This is a genomic window from Microbacterium sp. NPDC060132 (assembly GCF_042729675.1).
Taxonomy (GTDB): Bacteria; Actinomycetota; Actinomycetes; order Actinomycetales; family Microbacteriaceae; genus Microbacterium; species Microbacterium sufflavum.
In genome coordinates, this window is sequence record NZ_JBHWXU010000001.1 from 2,481,520 (window position 1) to 2,499,024 (window position 17,505).

Consider the following 17,505-nt stretch of genomic DNA (forward strand, 5'->3'; position numbering starts at 1 on the left):
CGATGGCCGCGACGACAGCGACCACGGCCGTCGCTGTGCTGCGCGACTGGCGTGGCTGGCCGGCCGTGATCTCGGCGCTGTGGCGGCGGTCGCTGCGGTTCCGCACCCTGGCGATCACCCTGGTCGCGACCTCGCTGGCGATCTTCATCACGTGCGTCACCATGGCGCTCGTGATCCAGAACGACCTGTTCGTCTCCCGCAAGAACGTCGCCCTGGAGGACGCGCGCCGCGCGGTCGACCAGGCGCAGAGCATCCTCGACGTGGCCGAGGTGGGCGACGACCCCGCGGCGCTCACCGACCTGTGGAACAGCATCCCCGACACGCTGGCGCGCACGTCCAGCGCCGATCAACTGGCCGGGTTCAAGATCGAGGACGAGCCGGGAGGGGTACGACTGAACGGCTTCACGGCCGGCCTCACCGCCAACCTCCTCAGCCCCGAGCTGAAGACGAGGGTGGAGGAGCTCGACTACGTCCAGGCGTGGCAGTCGGTCGCGCTGCCGGTCGAGGACGGGGGAGAGGTTCCCGGCATCATCGTGGGGCAGCAGCTCCAGGTGCCGGAGGCCGGCCCGTTCGCGATCTACTTCGCGTACGACCTGGCCGATGCCGATCAGACGCTGGTGTTCGTGCAGCGCACGCTGTGGATCGCCGGGATCGGCCTGGTGGCGATCGTCGCCGCGATCTCGTGGATCGTGCTGCGTACGGTGTCGACGCCGATCGTGCAGGCCGCGGAGACCAGCGCGCGCCTCGCCGCGGGCGACCTCGGCGTGCGGCTGGAGGTGCACGGCGAGGATGAGCTCGCGACCCTCGGCCGGTCGTTCAACGCCATGGCCGACAGCATCGAGGCGCAGATCAAGGAGCTCGGGGAGCTGTCGATGGTGCAGCAGCGCTTCGTGTCGGACGTCTCCCACGAGCTCCGCACGCCGCTGACGACGATCCGTCTCGCCGCCGACATGCTCAACGACCACCGTGACGAGTTCGACGCGACCACCGCCAGGGCGACCGAACTGCTGCACGCGCAGGTGCAGCGCTTCGAGACTCTGCTGTCCGACCTGCTGGAGATCAGCCGGTACGACGCGGGGTCCGTGCAGCTGGAGCTCGAGGCGACGAGCCTCGCGCACCTCGCGGAAGACGTCATCGAGCAGATGCGGCCGCTCGCCGACGGCCGCGGCTCGGAGCTGCGGCTCGTCGCACCGGGCGGCTACTCGCCGGTGGACATGGATCCGCGCCGGGTGCGTCGAGTGCTGCGCAACCTGGTCGGCAACGCGATCGAGCACGGCGAGGGCCGGCCGATCGTGGTCACCGTCGACAGCAATCAGCACGCGGTGGCGGCGGGTGTACGCGATTTCGGCCTCGGCATGGACCCGGCCGACGCCGAGCGCGTGTTCGACCGGTTCTGGCGCGCCGATCCCTCCCGGCAGCGCACGATCGGTGGCACGGGGCTCGGACTGTCGATCGCTTTGGGCGACGCCACCCTGCACGGCGGTACGCTCGCGGTGTGGTCCGAGTTGGGCGTCGGGTCGAACTTCGTGCTGACCATCCCTCGCCACGACGGTGTTCTCGACGGGCCGAGCCCGGTCCCGGTGGAGCCTCAGGAGCCGCTGGCGGAACTGGGCGACGCGACGCAGCCGATCTCGATCGCGGAGATGTACTCGGAGCTGCTCGAGGGGAGGGAGGAACCGTGAGCGCACGCAGGTCGCGACGTCTCGCGCTCGCCGCCGCCCTGGGCATCGTGGCGCTGCTCCTCCCCGCCTGCGCCGGTCTGCCCACGAGCGGCGATGTCGCGGTGGGTCTCAAGCTCGGCGAGTCGCCGCAGGATGTGGACGTCCTCCCCGTCGCCTCCGGTCCCATCGCCGGAGCCGGTCCGGAGGAGATCGTCGAAGGCTTCCTGGAGGCCGGGATCACGACGTCGGACAACTGGGACACGGCGCGCGAGTTCCTCGCCCCGGCGCTGCAGCGCAGCTGGGCACCGTCGGCGGGCGTGTCGATCGACGTCGGCCCCGAGGCGCGGACGCTGTCGTCCACGGTGCCGGAGGACGAGGTGGAACAGGCGGACACCGCCGAGGTGCAGGTGCAGCTCGACCTGGTGGCGAGCGTGGACGGGGCGGGTGCCTACAGCGGCGCGCCCGGCGACTCCAGCGTCCCCTTCGCGCTGGAGCGCATGGACGACGGCGAGTGGCGCATCACCCAGGCGCCCGACGGCATCGTGATCGACGAGGCGCGGTTCCCGAAGGTGTTCGAGGGGTATCCGCTGCAGTGGTTCGACTCCTCGTGGTCGCGCCTCGTGCCGGACATGCGGTGGTTCCCCCGACGCCAGAGCCCGGCGACGACCGTCACGCAGGCGCTCGTGAGCGGAACGCCGTCGGAGTGGCTGGACCCGGCCGTGCAGACCGCGTTCCCCGCCGACGTGCAGTTGGCGCAGGACGCGGTGCCGATCACCGGACAGGTGGCTCAGGTCGCTCTGACGCGTCCGGCGTCCGGACTGGACCAGACCACGCTCGCCCGCATGCGCACGCAGTTGCAGTCCACGCTGAAGGCCGCCGGGGTGAACGTCACGCAGGTGCGCTTCAGCGTCGACGGCAGGTCCCTCGACGCGGGGGTGGTCGAGCTCGCAGGCACCCCGGCGGACGTCGGGACGCTCGTGCTGCGGAACGGCGAGTTCGGGCGGATCGTCGGCGACGAGATCTCCCCGATCCCGGACATCAGCGAGCAGATCGTCGCGATCCCGCAGCCGATCCTGGCGATCGACGTCGGCATCGACGACTCCTACGCGGTCGTGCAGCTCGACGACGGTCACGTGTACCGGGTGGCGAAGTCCGGACGCGATGAGTTGGACGCGCGCGCCGGTCTGGTCGAGCCGTCTCTCGACCCCTTCGGCTACGCGTGGTCCGTCCCGGAGGGTGATCCCCAGGCGGTGCAGGCCTCGGGGAGTGATGCGGCCCCGCACGCCGTGGCGAACGCCTGGCCGAGCGCCTCCTCCATCTCCGACCTGCGCGTGTCGGCGGACGGTGCCCGGGTCGCCGCGGTGATCGTGGTCGGCGGGCAGCGGTGGGTCGTGGTGGCGGCGATCGTGCGCGACTCGGCGGGCGTGCCGACCGAGCTCGGCGACCTCGTGCAGCTGTTCCAGCTCCCGGAGCCGTCCACCGGGCTCGTGTGGCTCGGGCCCGACCGGCTCGCCGTGCTGGCCTCTCCCAGCAGTCCGCGGCTCGTGCTGCAGGCCGTGGGCGGGCCGGGGTCGTCCGAGACGGCGCCGGTCGATGCGATCTCGATCTCCGGCGCGCGCACGCCCGCTGGTGTGCGGATCCTCGGTGCCGCCGGTCAGTTGTACGCGCACGCGGGATCGGCGTGGCGCGAGGTGACGGAGGGCATCACGGTCCTGGCGACCCGGGCGGGGGAGTGACCTCTCCTCCACGGTGACGGATCTCGCGGTGCGGCCCGCGGGTCGTGCTCGCGACGACCGCCGCGGAGCGGGCCCGGAGACACCATGAAGGCATGCCCGTGCCCTCCGCCCTCCGTTCCGTCGTGCTCGAGGCGGCCGCGCTGCTGCTGTCGGCGGTCTGCGGCGGGTGCGGCCTGCCCGGCACGCTGCTGTGCGACGTCTGTCGAGCCGAGCTGATCCCCGACCCGCGGGCGGTGCGCACGCCCGAGGGTCGGAACGTCCACGTGGCGCTGACCTATCAGGGCGTGGCGGCGCGATGCCTGCGCCGCCTCAAAGACGAGGGCGAGACCCTCCTCGCGCGCCCGCTGGGGTCCGCGCTGGCTGCCGTGCTCGGGCCCGCGGTGAGCCACGGAGCCCTCGTCGTGCCGGTGCCGACGTCGCGCCGTGCGTTCCGGCGCCGCGGCTTCCGGGTGCCCGATCTGCTGGTGCGGCGGGCGGGGGCGAGCACCACGCGGGTGTTGCGCTGGACCAGGGCGGCGCACGACCAGCGCAGCCTCGGTGCGATGGAGCGGCGCGACAACGTCCGCGCCGCGATGCGTGCCGTCGCGGACGGGCGCGGCGCGGCGGTCGTCGTGGTGGACGACGTGGTCACCACCGGAGCGACCCTGGACGAGGCCGCGCGGGCGCTCGAGGAGGCCGGGTATGAGGTGATCGCGCTGGTCGCGCTCGCCGCCACGCCGACGAACGCGGTATCCGGATGAGGTTCATCGGAGACTCACCGGGGACACAGGGCCGACACCCGTGACTTCCGTCGCCGGTCGGACTACGGTGGGGTGTCACAAGGCGACCACGGTCCGCCCTTGGCCGGGAGGACCGGGACAAGGAGGCAGCAATGGAAACGAGTATCGTCGGCGTCGGGGTGGGTATCACCGATCGCTTCCGCACCGTCGTCGAAGAGAAGATCGCCAAGATCGAGACTCTCGCAGCCAAGGCGCAACGTCTGGACGTCAAGGTCACCCACCGCGTGTATCGAAACGGGCGCGTCCCCGATGAGACGGTCGAGCTGACGCTCATCGGCAAGGGTCCCGTGGTCCGGGCCGAGGCGGTCGACGGCGACAAGTTCGTCGCGCTGGATCTCGCGGTCGACAAGATGACGGAGCAGTTGCGCCGCGCGAAGGAGAAGCGCGTCGACGGACGCCAGCACCCGCGCGGCCCGCACTTCGAGAAGGGCAGCGGATCGCTCGAGGGCATCGACGTGCAGCCGGCATCGGTCGAGGTCCTGCACGCCGTCGCGACCGGCAGCATCCCCGTGCAGAACGACGAGGAAGAGGAGTACTCGCCCGTCGTCATCCGCACCAAGAGCTTCGATGCGGAGTGGATGACCGTGGAGGAGGCGGTCGACCGGATGGAGCTCGTCGGGCACGACTTCTTCCTCTTCGTCGATGCCCGCACCGACCATCCCAGCGTGGTGTATCGCCGCAAGGGCTGGGACTACGGCGTGATCGCGCTGAGCACGCAGGCACCGCCGGCGGAGGCACTCGCCTCCTGAGCTCGGCAGACGCACGAACGGCCCGATCCATCGCGGATCGGGCCGTTTCGCGTGGTCAGGGGTGCGTCAGTCGAAGATGCCGTCGAGGATGCTGCCGATGACGAGTCCGCCGAGGATGCCGGAGGCGAGGTCGCCGCCGCCCATGCCACCACCCCGGCGCGGACCGCCGCCCCAACCGCCGCCCCAGTCCTGGTCCTGCGGGCGCGAGGAGTCGATGTCGCGCTGCGCGAGCTGCAGCGCCTCGGCGGCGAGGTGCGCGACCCGTCGCGCCTGCACGAGCGCGGCCTCTCTGGTGTCCTCCGCCGGCAGGAGGTCGCTCAGGTCGACGCGCAGGCGCTCGGCCTCGGCGAGTCGTGTGCGCGCATCCGCCCCGATCCAGCCGCGGTGTCCGGCGATCAGGCCGCGTGCCACGCCCAGCTGACGGTCCGCGTCGTCGATCGCGTGCTGTACCTGGGCGAGCGACGGCAGCGGATTCTCGGCGCGGTGCCTGGCCTTGGCGATGGCGTCGTCGAGCGCCGAGTTGGCCTCGCGCAGTCGCGACAGCTCGGCGAACGGATCATTCGGCTGGCCGGCCGGGGTCAGCGAGGCGAGCGCGGCCTGCAGCGCCGCCACCGCCTCGGCGACCGCGGGCACCGCGGGGGCGTTGCGGGCGGCGATCAGGTCGCCGCGGGAGTCGGCGATGACCTCGGCGAGGGTGGACTCGGCGCGGAGCGCTTCGATCTCGAAGTCCTCGACCGCGTCCAGCAGTGCGGCGGCTCGCCGCGTCGCCTCGGTCGCGGTCTCGAGGGCGAGGTTGGCTTCCTCGTTCTGCTTGGCCTCGCGGCGTCGCTCGGAGATGTCGGCGCTGTGGGTGGCGAAGCGGATCAGCTGCTGCGCCTCGGCGGCGCTCGCCGTGATCTGGTGCATCGCCGAGTCGGCGTAGCGCGCGGAGAGACGGGAGACCGTCTCGTCCGTCTGGGGGATCCGCGCGGCGAGGGCCTCGGCGTCGGCGCGCACCTGGGCGATGATCTGGGGTGCGCGGCGCACCTTCGCGACCGACTCCGCGAGGACGGTCGTCTTCTCGTCCAGGAGGTCTTCGGCCCAGTCGCACAGCTGCAGGATGCGCGCGTTGCGGGTGCGCAGCTCCTCGGCGGTGTCGGGGATCTCGTCGTGGTTGAGCTGATGAAGCTGGAACGCCTCGCGCAGGTGCGTGCGCACGGAGGTCAGGGCGGCCTTGAGGTCGGCGGTCAGGGACTCGCCCAGCTCGGCCTCGGCGAACACGAGCTCATCGGCGGTGGTGCGGATGCGCTCGTCGGCTCCGACGAGGGCCTGCTCGGCACGCCGTGCGAGGTCGGCGTCCTGAGCGGCGAGCTCTTCCTGTTCGCGTTTGCGTCTACCCCAAAATCCAGCCATGAGGCGATCCTAGTTTCCCCGGTGACCGCGCGGGCTGAGCATCCGCTCCAGGCGAACGTGCCGTACGACCGCGGCGGTCTCAGGCGACGGGTTCGGGCCGACGCTGCTGCGCGGCTCCGGCGGGGCGGCCGCGCTTGGGTCGCTCGGTCGCGAGACCGAGCGCGAGCTGAGGATGCGGGTGTGCGGCGAGACGGCGCTCGGTGTGCTCCAGCCACCGCACCTCGGCCTCGGCCGCGAAGATCATGGAGTCGGTCACGAGCGACCAGGCCAGAGCCTCCGCGCTGTCGGCGTCGTGACCGGTGAAGGCGGCGTCGCGCAGAGCCGCGAGCCGGCGCTCAGAGGACGCGCGCTGCGCGCGGATGACGTCGGCGGCGTCGACCCCGGGGAGCGTCGCCGCCATCGCGACCTTGACGGCGAGCTCTTCGCGCGCCGGTTGGATCCGCTCGACGGGGTCGGACAGCCAGCGGGCCACCTCGGCCGATCCGTCCGGCGTGATCCGCCAGTACACGTGGCCGTGCTCGTCGGCGTCGCCCCGCTGCACCATGCCGTCGCGCTCGAGTCGTTCGAGCGTGTTGTAGATCTGTCCCACGTTCAGGGTCCAGGTCGACCCCGTTCGACGGGCGAACTCGTGACGGAGCTGGTACCCGTAGCAGGCGCCCTGATCGAGGATGGCGAGCAGGCTGTGGCGGACGGACATGGCCGGACTCCTCTGCGTGACGGACGGAAGCATGCCGAGTATATGCATACTCGGCAACACCGCCGCGGCGCGGCACGATATGCCGTGCAGGCGACGCGCAGGTCACAGACCGGTAACATGGCAAAGTATGCCTGGCGATCGCCTCTCGGCGGCCGGCAAGGACCCAATGACAGGGAGAGACATCCGTGGCCAATCCTCTTGAGAAGCTGCTGCGCGCCGGTGAAGGACGCATCATCCGTCGCCTCAATCAGGTGGTCAAGGCCGTGAACGCCCTGGAAGACGACATCTCGGAGCTCACGGACGACGAGCTCCGCAACGAGACGGCGGAGCTCCGCGCGCGGTACGAGAAGGGGGAGACCCTCGACCAGCTCATGCCGGAGGCCTTCGCGGCAGTGCGCGAGGCGGCCAAGCGGACCCTGGGCATGCGCGCCTACGACGTGCAGATCATGGGTGGCGCGGCGCTCCACCTCGGCAACATCGCCGAGATGAAGACCGGTGAGGGCAAGACCCTGGTCGCGACCTTCCCGGCCTACCTCAACGCCATCGCCGGCAAGGGCGTGCACGTGATCACCGTGAACGACTTCCTCGCGAACTACCAGGCCGAGCTGATGGGACGCGTTTACCGCGCCCTCGGCATGACCACCGGCATCATCGTCTCCGGGCAGACTCCGGCGGTGCGTCGCGAGCAGTACGCCGCCGACATCACCTACGGCACGAACAACGAGTTCGGCTTCGACTATCTGCGCGACAACATGGCCTGGCGCAAGGAAGACCTCGTCCAGCGCGAGCACTTCTTCGCGATCGTCGACGAGGTCGACTCGATCCTCATCGACGAGGCCCGGACGCCGCTCATCATCTCCGGACCCTCCTCGGGCGAGGCGAACCGCTGGTTCGCGGAGTTCGCCAAGATCGCCCGCACGCTCGAGGCCGGTGTGGACTACGAGGTCGACGAGAAGAAGCGCACGGTCGGTGTGCTCGAGCCGGGCATCGAGAAGGTCGAGGACTACCTCGGCATCGACAACCTCTACGAGTCGGCGAACACTCCGTTGATCTCGTTCCTCAACAACTCGATCAAGGCGCTCGCCCTGTTCAAGCGCGACACCGACTACGTCGTGATGAACGACGAGGTCATGATCGTCGACGAGCACACCGGACGCATCCTCGTGGGCCGCCGTTACAACGAGGGCATCCACCAGGCGATCGAGGCCAAGGAGGGCGTGCCCGTCAAGGCCGAGAACCAGACGCTCGCGACGGTCACCCTGCAGAACTACTTCCGCCTCTACGAGAAGCTGGCCGGCATGACCGGTACGGCCGAGACCGAGGCCGCGGAGTTCATGTCCACCTACAAGCTCGGCGTCATCCCGATCCCGACCAACCGGCCGATGATCCGTAAGGACCAGTCCGACCTCGTCTACAAGAACGAGACGGCGAAGTTCGCCCAGGTCGTCGAGGACATCGCGGAGCGGCACGTCGCCGGCCAGCCCGTGCTCGTCGGCACGGTCAGCGTCGAGAAGAGCGAGTACCTCTCGCGGCTGCTGGCCAAGAAGGGCATCAAGCACGAGGTCCTGAACGCGAAGAACCACGCGCGTGAGGCCGAGATCGTCGCGCGCGCCGGCCGCCTGGGGGCCGTCACCGTCGCCACGAACATGGCCGGTCGCGGTACCGACATCATGCTCGGCGGCAACGCCGAGTTCCTCGCGGTGCAGGAACTGAAGTCCAAGGGCCTCGACCCGGTCGAGACCCCCGACGAGTACGAGGTCGCGTGGGACGAGACCTACGAGGCCATGAAGGCCGTGGTCGCGGAGGAGGCCACCAAGGTCATCGAGGCCGGGGGACTGTACGTCCTCGGCACGGAGCGGCATGAGTCCCGTCGTATCGACAACCAGCTCCGCGGTCGTTCCGGTCGTCAGGGCGACCCGGGCGAGAGCCGGTTCTACCTCAGCCTGACCGACGACCTCATGCGCCTGTTCCAGTCCGGCGCCGCCGAGGCGATCCTGGCCCGCACCAACTTCCCCGACGACGTGCCGATCGAGTCCGGCCTGGTCTCCCGCGCGATCCGCAGCGCCCAGTCGCAGGTCGAGGCGCGCAACGCCGAGATGCGCAAGAACGTCCTCAAGTACGACGACGTGCTGAACCGGCAGCGCGAGGCGATCTACGCCGACCGTCGCCACATCCTGCAGGGCGACGACATCGCCGACCGGGTGCAGCACTTCATCGAGGACGCGATCAGCGGCGTCGTGCGCGACCACACCGGCGAGGGTCACAACGAGAGCTGGGACTTCGACGCGCTGTGGACCGAGCTCAAGACGCTCTATCCGGTCGGAGTGACCATCGACGAGGTCGTGTCGGAGGCTGCGGGCCGCAAGGGCGGGATCACCGCGGAGGGTCTCACGCGCGAGCTGCTGTCCGACGCGAAGATCGCGTACGAGAAGCGCGAGGAGTCGCTGGGCGAGGCCGCCACGCGTGAGCTGGAGCGCCGTGTGGTGCTGCAGGTGCTCGACCGCCGCTGGCGCGATCACCTCTACGAGATGGACTACCTGAAGGACGGCATCGGCCTGCGTGCCATGGCCCAGCGCGACCCGCTCATCGAGTACCAGCGCGAGGGGTACGCGATGTTCCAGTCGATGATGGGGCAGATCAAGGAGGAGTCCGTCGGCTACCTCTACAACCTCGAGGTCGAGGTGCGCCGCGTCGGCGATGCGCAGACCGCGGAGGTCGAGGCGAAGGGCCTCGCCACCGACGGGGGCGAGCAGCGACTGGAGTACTCCGCCGCGAACGACGCCGGCGAGGTCGAGGTGCGCAACGACCGCGGGCAGGTGCAGCAGGCGGCGACCGACCGTCTGCGTCAGGCGGCCGCACGGGCGCAGACACCCCCGTCCGCCCCCGAGGAGGAGGCGCCGCGCGGCGCGTTCGGCCAGCGCACCGAGGCCCCCGCACCGGCCGCCGGCAACCGCGAGCAGCGTCGGGCGCAGGGCAAGAAGAAGAAGTGACCCGAGCAGGGTGAGAGGAGGGCCAGTCCGTGCGGATTGGCCCTCCTTTCGTCCCTGTAGGCTTGATCGATGACACCATCGCGCACCTTCGACCAGTCGTCGAAGCTCAAGAACGTCCTGTACGAGATCCGCGGAAACGCCCTCGTCGAGGCGGCGCGACTGGAGGCAGAGGGCCACCGGATCCTCAAGCTGAACACGGGCAACCCCGCGATCTTCGGCTTCGACGCCCCGCATCAGATCGTGCACGACATGCTGGCAGCCCTTCCCACGGCGCACGGCTACAGCGACAGCAAGGGCATCATCTCCGCGCGACGCGCCGTGGTGAGCCGGTACGAGCAGGTCGAGGGCTTCCCGCGGTTCGACCCCGACGACGTGTACCTCGGCAACGGCGTGTCCGAGCTCATCACCATGACCATGCAGGCGCTGCTCGACGAGGGCGACGAGGTGCTGATCCCGACGCCCGACTATCCGCTGTGGACCGCCATGACCAGCCTCGCGGGTGGCACGCCGGTGCACTACGTGTGCGATGAGAACAACGGCTGGCAGCCCGATCTGGAAGATCTCCGGTCCAAGATCACGCCGCGGACCAAAGCCATGGTCATCATCAACCCGAACAACCCGACCGGTGTCGTGTACTCGCGCGCGGTGCTGGAGGGCCTGGTGCAGATCGCCAGGGAGCATCAGCTGCTCATCCTGTCGGACGAGATCTACGACCGCATCCTGTTCGACGATGCGGTGCACATCCCCACGGCGACCCTCGCGCCCGACCTGCTGTGCCTCACGTTCAACGGCCTCTCGAAGACGTATCGTGTGGCGGGCTACCGCTCGGGGTGGATGGTGATCACGGGGCCGCAGGACCATGCGAAGGGCTTCATCGAGGGCATCACACTGCTGGCGTCGACCCGACTGTGCCCGAACGTACCCGCGCAGCACGCCGTGCAGGCGGCGCTCTCCGGGGTGCAGTCGATCGATGCGCTGATCGCGCCGACCGGTCGCCTGCACGAGCAGCGGGACATCGCATGGGAAGGCCTGGAGGCGATCCCGGGGGTGACGTGCGTGAAGCCCCAGGGGGCGCTGTACGCCTTCCCGCGTCTCGACCCCGAGGTGCATGAGATCCGTGACGACGCGAAGCTGGTGTACGACCTGCTGGTGTCGGAGCACATCCTGGTCGTGCAGGGCACCGGATTCAACTGGCCGAATCCCGATCACCTGCGGTTGGTGACCCTGCCAGAGCCGCGAGTGCTGAGCGAAGCCGTCGAGCGACTGGGGAACTTCCTCTCGAGCTACCGCCAGTAGGCGCGGCGACGGCGGGCGCGGGGGAGAGCGACAGCGCGAGTCGACGCACCCCCGCGACGAGGGCGGAACGCGGAGTGAGGTCGGCCATGGGCCGCGCGTGCAGCAGGGCCGCGTCTGCCGCGCGCTGGTCGAACGGCAGGAAGACGATGTCGGTGATCCCGGCGAACCGTTCGAGAGTCCGGCGGACCTGTCCCCGGGCGTCAATGCCGAGCGGCCCGGGGCGTACGGCGTTGACCACCACCGTGATGGGCGTGGAGCCGACGAGTCGGCGGACCTCGGCGTGGTCTCGGAGGAAGCGGCTGATGCCGACCGGGTCGGCGGCCGCGACGGCCACGATCCGGTCGGCTTCGGCGAGGGTCGCCGCGGTTGCCGCGTGGCGGCGAGGGCCGACCAGATCGTAGGTCGCCTCGTCGTCGGCGTCGACCGCGGCTGCCACGTCGACCACCGTCTCCTCCGCCCACTCCCGGCAGGCCGCGAGGAGGACGTGGAGTCGATGCGCCGAGAGTTCGGGCCAGCGAGTCGGACGATTGATGCCGCACAGCACGTCGAACTCCACACCGCCCGCGCCGACGCGTGCCGCCAGCCTGGCGAGCTCGGCGCTGTCGAGTGCCCCGGTCTCCGCGCGGCGGCAGGCAGCGGCGATTCCCGGGGCGTCGTCGCCGAGCCCGAGGAGAAGCGCGAGCGAGGGAGCGACCGTGTCCGCATCCAGCAGCGCTGTGCGGCGGCCCGTGCGCGCCAGCTCCACGGCCAACTGGATCGCGACCGTCGAGCGGCCGGGAGCTCCCTGGGGCCCCCAGACCGCGATGATCCTCGGGGAGGCGCTCCGAGGCGTCTCGGCGACGGCGGGCGAGGCCTCCGCGTGGAGCGCTGCCGCCACCTCCCAGCCGGGGGCATCCGTGCGCAGCGCCGACGGAAGGCCGAGTCGTGCCAGGAGACGACTGTCGGAATCGCCGAGCGCCACGATACGGACACCCGCCCGGTCACATGCGGCGATCAGGTCCGGAGTCAGCGCGTCGCGCGAGGCGGGAACGATCACCGCATCCACGCCGGCGTGAAGATGCTCGCGAACGCTCGACGGACCATCGATGGCGACCGCGTCCACTCCTTCCAGGAGGAGCTCGGCGGCGAGCTGGTCCGCCCGATCCTTCGGGAGCGCGACCAGGACCATCACGATCCGGCACCGACAGGGATCACGGAGAGCGCGGCGCCCCCGGTGGCGGCCGCGAGCACGTCGGCGACGTCGGTCCGGTCGACGACGATCTCCACCTTCGTGCCGCTCTCCGTCAGCATGCCGTCGTCTTCGAGAACCGTCCGCACCACCGCGTCGCCGACGAGGACGCGCGGGGCGTCGAACGTCCTGCCGTCGTCTCTCGCGGGTGCCTGCCACACCTCGACGTCGGCGCCGGGGCCGATCGAATCGGGGATCGCGGTCGTGGTCTCGATCACGACGGTGGTGGTGCGGTCGTCCTTCTCGTCGGCCACCGCGGACCGGGGGAGCAGCTCGCCCTTCGTGAGGGTGCGCCGCGCGATCTGCCCCGGCTCGAGCCGACCTGGACCCACGTACCGATCCGTGAGTGCGCCGATGCTGACCTGGGCCACCTCGAAGTCGTCAGCGGTGAGAACCTCGCCGCGCGCGATGGTCCGCCGCGCCTGCAGGAGCGGTTCGGTCCGGTCGGATGCCGCGACGAGCAGCCATACCCCGGCGATCGAGATGACGACGAGGGCGATGCCGACCAGGAAGCGCAGGTCGGCGCGGAAAGCCGGGCGCGGACGCGAGTGGGAAGCCATGGCGATATCGTCACAGAACCGCGGAGAGGGCTCGCGGAGTTATCCACATACGCGGGACACCCGCCTCCGTCGGTGGCCCCTCGACCAGAATGTGGGTATGACACCCGCTCCGACCCCCGCACCGCAGTTCCTCGCTCCCGCGCAGGTCGCGGAGCTCCTGAGCATCGACGTGGCCGAGGTGATCGGCCTCATCCACGAGGGGCGACTGCGCGGCGCGCAACTGGGTTCGCCCGCGCGCTGGCGCGTGGAGGAGGCCAGCATCGAGGGGTACCTCGCCGAGCAGTCGGAAGAGGCACGCAGGATGGCGCTGTGGCGTCAGTCGCAGACCGCGAGCTTCCCCGAGGTGTGGGGAACGTCCGCGGCTCACACGCGCTGATCGCCGGAGAAGCGCACGACGACGAGCGCCGCGTACGGGACGATGCGGAACCCGCGCACCGCAGCGGCTCGCCGCGACTCCCCGGTGTCGTGCAGCGCCAGATCGAGGTGATCGGCGGCGGCGCGATCGATCGTGCCGTGCACGTCGTCTCCGTGTCGTGTGGTCAGGTGGACGGGTACGCGTCGTCGCGCGAGGTCGCGCAGCACGAAGCCGATCGGCATACGCTCGCGGAGGGTGCGCTCGGCGGGCCGATGCTCGTCGAGGCTGGAGAGCATGGCGCCGTGGTCGACGGCGAGACCCGTGATCGCGGGGAGGGGAATCAGCAGGGCCGACGCGGCAGCCCTCGCCTCCTGCGGTACCCGCGAGACCGCTGCGATCCAGTCGACGCCGAGGGATCGGAGCGTCACCGGAAGCCGGTGGCCGTCCGCCAGGTCGACGACCGCGTCGGCGTCGGCGGCGCAGAGCTGCCGGAGACGCGAGTGCAGGTCGAGTCGGGAGATGCGGAGCCGCTCGGACTCCGCATCCAGCGCGGCGCGCTCCGCCTCCCACTCCGAGGCGAGCTGGCTCTCGAGGTCGTCGAAGAGGCGGTCCCAGTGCACCCGACAGAGCGTAGGGGGAGCGCGGGTCGGATGTACGAGTTATCCACATAGTTCCGCTGATCGCCCCCGCGCGGGTGCTCGCGCGTGCTCGACTGTCGCCGTTCGTCCGCCGACCGGAGAGTTCGCCATGATGCTTCACGAGTACTTCGCCCCGCAGCCGACGCCCACGCGTCAGCTTCCCGATCCCGCACCGCTGCTGCGCCGTCTCACGCACGGTGTCCTGGAAGTGCTCGCCGGTGTGCGGGAGATCGATCAGCTCGCGCGATGGTTCAGCGAGGACGCGTACCGGAGTCTGGTCGTGCGTTCGAACCTGGCGGCACGGGCGAGGAGCGCGCGGGGTGTGCCGCCGGCGCGACCGACGTTCGTGATCCGTTCGCTCCGGGTCACGGAGCCGGTCGACGGCGTGATCGAAGCGGTCGTCGTCGTGGCAGGTCCCGGACGGACCAGGGCGGTCGCGGTGCGACTCGAAGGGCTCGATCGACGATGGCGGGCGACGTCGCTGGCCATCCTCTGAGGCGGTGCGGCCCTAGGCTGGGTAGGTGTCAACCCTCAGCGACCTCGCCCAGACCCAGGGCCTTCTGACCGACGACGACATCGAGTGGCTGCACCGTCTTGCCGGTGACGGTCAGCTCCTCGCCGACCTGGCCTCCGCGGACATCGTGCTGTGGATCCAGACGGAGGACGGGTCCTTCATCGCCGTCGCCCACGCCCGTCCGAGCGGCGCGGCGACGCTGTTCTACCGGGACATCGTCGGCGAGCGTGTTCGTCCGCAGTGGCGCACGCAGGTCCAGGGCGCTTTCGAGTCGGCGGAGATCGTGGACTCCTCCTCGCCGGATTGGTTCGAGGAGACGCCCACGCGCGTGCGGGCGGTTCCGATCGTGATCACCCGCCGCGGCGACGACGTGGCGCCCTCCGTCATCGGGGTCGTGACCCGCCACACCAACCTCGGCGAGGTCCGCACGCCGTCGCGGCAGCAGATCACGTTCGACGAGTGCGCGAACGACCTGTTCCGCATGATCGCGGACGGCAGCTTCCCCGACCCGGCCGCACCGACCTCACCCCGTCGCGGAGCGCCGCGTGCGTCCGACGGCCTGATCCGCATCGACGTCGACGGGATCACCACCTTCGCGAGCCCGAACGCGCTCTCGGCGTTCAACCGCATGGGATTCGACGACGAGCTCGAGGGGGAATCGCTCGCGGAGGTCACGACCCGGCTGGTACCGCCCTCGCGGCAGGTCGACGAGTCGCTGCCGGTCGTCGTCACCGGCCGCGCACCGTGGCGCACCGACATCGAGGCGCGCGGTGTGACCGTCTCGTTGCGCGCGATCCCGCTGAAGGACCACGGCACCCGCATCGGCGCGATCGTGCTCTGCCGCGATGTCTCGGAACTGCGGCATCAGGAGCAGGAGCTGATCACGAAGGACGCGACCATCCGGGAGATCCACCACCGGGTGAAGAACAACCTGCAGACCGTGGCGTCGCTGCTACGGATCCAGGCGCGTCGCACGCACTCCGACGAGGCCCGAGACGCGCTCACGCAGGCCATGCGCCGGGTCGACGCGATCGCCGTCGTGCACGACACGCTGGCCCAGGGACTCACCCAGAAGGTCGACTTCGACGAGGTGTTCGATCGGGTCCTCAAGCTGGTCGCAGAGGTGGCGTCCGCGCCGAACACCCGGGCTCGTACGCAGTCGACGGGGCGCTTCGGGGTGCTCCCGAGCGAGTACGCCACGCCGCTCGCCCTCGCCCTGACGGAGGTCGTCACGAACGCAGTGGAGCACGGGCTCGCGGGTCAGGAGGGCTCGGTGACCATCGACGCCCAGCGCACCGAGGACAACCTCCGCGTCACCGTGCGCGACACCGGCCACGGGCTGCCGGAGGGGCGCGTCGGTCAGGGCCTTGGTACGCAGATCATCCGCACGCTCATCCAGGGGGAGCTCGGCGGGTCGATCGAGTGGCGCGGCAGCGAGGGTGAGGGCACCGAGGTGGTCATCGACATCCCGCTGCGATGGCTGGAGCGCTGAACGCGGACACCGGACAGACGGAAGCGGCCTGAGATCTGATCTCAGGCCGCTTCGAAGTCGTCAGGAGGCGCGGCGGGCGCGGGCGGCGCGGCGCTTGAGTGCGCGGCGCTCGTCCTCGGACAGGCCGCCCCAGACGCCCGAGTCCTGGCTGGTCTCCAGGGCGTACTGCAGGCAGATCTCGGTGACGGTGCACGTGGCGCAGACCGTCTTGGCCTTCTCGATCTGGTCGACGGCCGGTCCGGTATTGCCGACGGGAAAGAAAAGCTCGGGGTCGACGGTCAGGCAGGCGGCCTTATCGCGCCAGTCCATGGGGGCTCCTCGGTGTGGATTTCATGAGATGTCGCGATGCGACTTCTCGATTCGGGCGGCGGTTCGGGTTCCGCTACCCTGTTGAGATGCGGGCGGATGCCCGCCGATTGTGATGCGAACGCGAACGTTCGCCCCACGCCGCTGTGGGAGCACATGACTTTCTCTATTCTGTTACATGGATACCCTGAAATCAAGGGTTTTCTCTGCTTTGCACCCCCAGGAGGACCCCGTGCGCGCACCGGGAATCGCCCTCGCCGCGTCCGCGGTGCTCGCTCTGGAAGCCGCCGCGCTCGTCGTGTTCGCGGCGATCGAGGTGGCCGGTCTCGGTGCGGGGGACGCGGCGTCGTCGACGACGGCGATCGCGCTCATCGTGCTGACCCTGATCGGCGCAGCGGCCCTCGTCGCGTTCGCCGTGGGGACGCGTTCCGGGCGGTCGTGGGCGCGCTCCGGCGGGGTGGTGGCTCAGGTGCTCGCGGTCGCCCTGGCGCTGGGATCGCTCACGGTGCAGCCGGTGCCGTGGGCGTTCGTGCTGGGACTCGCGGTTCCGGGAGTCGTCGGCTTCGCGCTGCTCATCTCCAGCGCGCGACGCGAAGGCGAGCGCCGCGGGGCGGAGTGACGCCCCACGGCGCCATGCTCACGCGTCGATGCCGAGCTGCTTGCGCAGTCGCGCCACGTGTCCCGTGGCCTTCACGTTGTACTGCGCGAGCGTGATCACGCCCTCCTCGTCGAGTACGAAGGTCGAACGGATCACGCCCTCGACCACCTTGCCGTAGTTCATCTTCTCGCCCCAGGCGCCGTACGCCTCGTGGACCGCGTGGTCGGGGTCGCTGAGCAGCGGGAACGTGAGAGCGTCGCGTTCGCGGAAGGTGGTCAGGGTGGCGGGGTCGTCGCGGGAGACCCCGACGACCTGGTAGCCGGCACCCTGCAGCGACGAGATGCTGTCGCGGAAGTCGCAGGCCTCGGTCGTGCACCCGGGGGTCATCGCAGCGGGGTAGAAGTAGAGCACGGTCTTGCGGCCGCGCAGGTCGGCCAGGGAGACGGGGTTCCCGTCCTGGTCGAGGAGGGAGAAGTCAGGGGCGGCAGTACCGGGTTCCAGGCGCTCAGTCACC

General features: G+C 70.4%; 17 protein-coding genes. 10 read left to right on the forward strand and 7 right to left on the reverse strand.

Features of this window, described 5'->3' with window-relative positions; all coding sequences use genetic code 11:
* Positions 1-2 precede the first annotated feature (2 nt).
* The 4 genes from mtrB (at position 3) to hpf (ending at position 4,925) form a co-directional block, all read left to right on the forward strand.
* The gene (mtrB, locus tag ACFWCH_RS11990) at positions 3-1,682 is read left to right on the forward strand and encodes an MtrAB system histidine kinase MtrB (RefSeq protein ID WP_136032890.1); all 1,680 of its coding nucleotides are present in this window, start codon (positions 3-5) and stop codon (positions 1,680-1,682) included.
* On the forward strand, positions 1,679-3,397 hold the full coding sequence (locus ACFWCH_RS11995; RefSeq protein WP_136036241.1) for an LpqB family beta-propeller domain-containing protein: 1,719 nt from the start codon (positions 1,679-1,681) through the stop codon (positions 3,395-3,397). Before mtrB ends, ACFWCH_RS11995 begins: the two co-directional genes overlap by 4 nt.
* Before the next feature lie 92 nt (positions 3,398-3,489).
* The gene (locus tag ACFWCH_RS12000; RefSeq protein ID WP_378803585.1) at positions 3,490-4,137 is read left to right on the forward strand and encodes a ComF family protein; all 648 of its coding nucleotides are present in this window, start codon (positions 3,490-3,492) and stop codon (positions 4,135-4,137) included.
* Positions 4,138-4,268: 131 nt separating this feature from the next.
* Positions 4,269-4,925, forward strand: coding sequence for a ribosome hibernation-promoting factor, HPF/YfiA family (gene hpf, locus ACFWCH_RS12005; protein WP_136032892.1), 657 nt, complete (start codon positions 4,269-4,271; stop codon positions 4,923-4,925).
* Between the two features lie 66 nt (positions 4,926-4,991).
* On the opposite strand, the gene ACFWCH_RS12010 is transcribed toward hpf, so the two are convergent.
* Both ACFWCH_RS12010 and ACFWCH_RS12015 read right to left on the reverse strand, forming a co-directional pair.
* Positions 4,992-6,317 (reverse strand): hypothetical protein, encoded by a 1,326-nt coding sequence (locus ACFWCH_RS12010; RefSeq protein ID WP_206251468.1) that lies wholly within the window; start codon positions 6,315-6,317, stop codon positions 4,992-4,994.
* Positions 6,318-6,396: 79 nt separating this feature from the next.
* On the reverse strand, positions 6,397-7,014 hold the full coding sequence (locus ACFWCH_RS12015; protein ID WP_136032894.1) for a PadR family transcriptional regulator: 618 nt from the start codon (positions 7,012-7,014) through the stop codon (positions 6,397-6,399).
* 185 nt (positions 7,015-7,199) lie between these two features.
* Between ACFWCH_RS12015 and secA the strand changes: the two genes are divergently transcribed.
* Together secA and ACFWCH_RS12025 are read left to right on the forward strand one after the other, a co-directional pair.
* Positions 7,200-10,004 carry a preprotein translocase subunit SecA gene (gene secA, locus ACFWCH_RS12020; RefSeq protein ID WP_378803586.1) on the forward strand — a complete coding sequence of 935 codons (2,805 nt, stop codon included), beginning with the start codon at positions 7,200-7,202 and terminating at the stop codon, positions 10,002-10,004.
* Between the two features lie 69 nt (positions 10,005-10,073).
* Positions 10,074-11,300: a pyridoxal phosphate-dependent aminotransferase gene (locus tag ACFWCH_RS12025; RefSeq protein WP_136032898.1), complete on the forward strand. Its 1,227-nt coding sequence runs from the start codon at positions 10,074-10,076 to the stop codon at positions 11,298-11,300.
* Here ACFWCH_RS12025 and ACFWCH_RS12030 read toward each other — a convergent pair.
* On the reverse strand, positions 11,191-12,468 hold the full coding sequence (locus ACFWCH_RS12030) for a CpaE family protein (RefSeq protein WP_378803587.1): 1,278 nt from the start codon (positions 12,466-12,468) through the stop codon (positions 11,191-11,193). The two genes, ACFWCH_RS12025 and ACFWCH_RS12030, sit on opposite strands and share 110 nt — an antisense overlap.
* Entirely contained in the window at positions 12,468-13,088 is a 621-nt protein-coding gene (locus ACFWCH_RS12035) for an SAF domain-containing protein (RefSeq protein ID WP_378803588.1), read from the reverse strand. The genes ACFWCH_RS12030 and ACFWCH_RS12035 overlap by 1 nt, the downstream gene beginning before the upstream one ends.
* A gap of 97 nt (positions 13,089-13,185) precedes the next feature.
* Here ACFWCH_RS12035 and ACFWCH_RS12040 point away from each other — a divergent pair, with 97 nt between their 5' ends.
* Positions 13,186-13,464 carry a helix-turn-helix domain-containing protein gene (locus ACFWCH_RS12040; protein ID WP_136032904.1) on the forward strand — a complete coding sequence of 93 codons (279 nt, stop codon included), beginning with the start codon at positions 13,186-13,188 and terminating at the stop codon, positions 13,462-13,464.
* On the opposite strand, the gene ACFWCH_RS12045 is transcribed toward ACFWCH_RS12040, so the two are convergent.
* The gene (locus tag ACFWCH_RS12045; RefSeq protein ID WP_136032906.1) at positions 13,452-14,063 is read right to left on the reverse strand and encodes a hypothetical protein; all 612 of its coding nucleotides are present in this window, start codon (positions 14,061-14,063) and stop codon (positions 13,452-13,454) included. The two genes, ACFWCH_RS12040 and ACFWCH_RS12045, sit on opposite strands and share 13 nt — an antisense overlap.
* A 127-nt stretch (positions 14,064-14,190) precedes the next feature.
* Here ACFWCH_RS12045 and ACFWCH_RS12050 point away from each other — a divergent pair, with 127 nt between their 5' ends.
* A complete protein-coding gene (locus ACFWCH_RS12050; protein ID WP_136032908.1) occupies positions 14,191-14,577 on the forward strand; it encodes an Rv3235 family protein in 387 nt (128 codons plus the stop codon).
* A gap of 25 nt (positions 14,578-14,602) precedes the next feature.
* Positions 14,603-16,087, forward strand: a complete 1,485-nt coding sequence (locus tag ACFWCH_RS12055) for a sensor histidine kinase (protein WP_136032911.1) — start codon at positions 14,603-14,605, stop codon at positions 16,085-16,087.
* A gap of 60 nt (positions 16,088-16,147) precedes the next feature.
* Here ACFWCH_RS12055 and ACFWCH_RS12060 read toward each other — a convergent pair whose 3' ends face one another.
* Positions 16,148-16,396, reverse strand: coding sequence for a WhiB family transcriptional regulator (locus tag ACFWCH_RS12060; RefSeq protein WP_017203224.1), 249 nt, complete (start codon positions 16,394-16,396; stop codon positions 16,148-16,150).
* A gap of 229 nt (positions 16,397-16,625) precedes the next feature.
* Here ACFWCH_RS12060 and ACFWCH_RS12065 point away from each other — a divergent pair, with 229 nt between their 5' ends.
* Complete coding sequence (locus tag ACFWCH_RS12065; RefSeq protein WP_136045625.1) at positions 16,626-17,012, forward strand: hypothetical protein; 387 nt, start codon at positions 16,626-16,628, stop codon at positions 17,010-17,012.
* An 18-nt stretch (positions 17,013-17,030) separates the two neighbouring features.
* Here ACFWCH_RS12065 and bcp read toward each other — a convergent pair whose 3' ends face one another.
* Entirely contained in the window at positions 17,031-17,504 is a 474-nt protein-coding gene (gene bcp, locus ACFWCH_RS12070) for a thioredoxin-dependent thiol peroxidase (RefSeq protein ID WP_136032915.1), read from the reverse strand.
* Between the last annotated feature and the right edge of the window lies 1 nt (position 17,505).

What these genes read in the sequence shown, in the direction of transcription:
- ACFWCH_RS12010 (WP_206251468.1), bottom strand. Translation starts at nt 6,317, where the DNA reads ATGGCTGGATTTTGGGGTAGACGCAAACGCGAACAGGAAGAGCTCGCC.
- hpf (WP_136032892.1), top strand. Translation starts at nt 4,269, where the DNA reads ATGGAAACGAGTATCGTCGGCGTCGGGGTGGGTATCACCGATCGCTTC.
- ACFWCH_RS12035 (WP_378803588.1), bottom strand. Translation starts at nt 13,088, where the DNA reads ATGGCTTCCCACTCGCGTCCGCGCCCGGCTTTCCGCGCCGACCTGCGC.
- mtrB (WP_136032890.1), top strand. Translation starts at nt 3, where the DNA reads ATGGCCGCGACGACAGCGACCACGGCCGTCGCTGTGCTGCGCGACTGG.
- ACFWCH_RS12025 (WP_136032898.1), top strand. Translation starts at nt 10,074, where the DNA reads ATGACACCATCGCGCACCTTCGACCAGTCGTCGAAGCTCAAGAACGTC.
- ACFWCH_RS12050 (WP_136032908.1), top strand. Translation starts at nt 14,191, where the DNA reads ATGATGCTTCACGAGTACTTCGCCCCGCAGCCGACGCCCACGCGTCAG.
- ACFWCH_RS12030 (WP_378803587.1), bottom strand. Translation starts at nt 12,468, where the DNA reads ATGGTCCTGGTCGCGCTCCCGAAGGATCGGGCGGACCAGCTCGCCGCC.
- ACFWCH_RS12015 (WP_136032894.1), bottom strand. Translation starts at nt 7,014, where the DNA reads ATGTCCGTCCGCCACAGCCTGCTCGCCATCCTCGATCAGGGCGCCTGC.
- ACFWCH_RS12040 (WP_136032904.1), top strand. Translation starts at nt 13,186, where the DNA reads ATGACACCCGCTCCGACCCCCGCACCGCAGTTCCTCGCTCCCGCGCAG.
- ACFWCH_RS12060 (WP_017203224.1), bottom strand. Translation starts at nt 16,396, where the DNA reads ATGGACTGGCGCGATAAGGCCGCCTGCCTGACCGTCGACCCCGAGCTT.
- ACFWCH_RS12000 (WP_378803585.1), top strand. Translation starts at nt 3,490, where the DNA reads ATGCCCGTGCCCTCCGCCCTCCGTTCCGTCGTGCTCGAGGCGGCCGCG.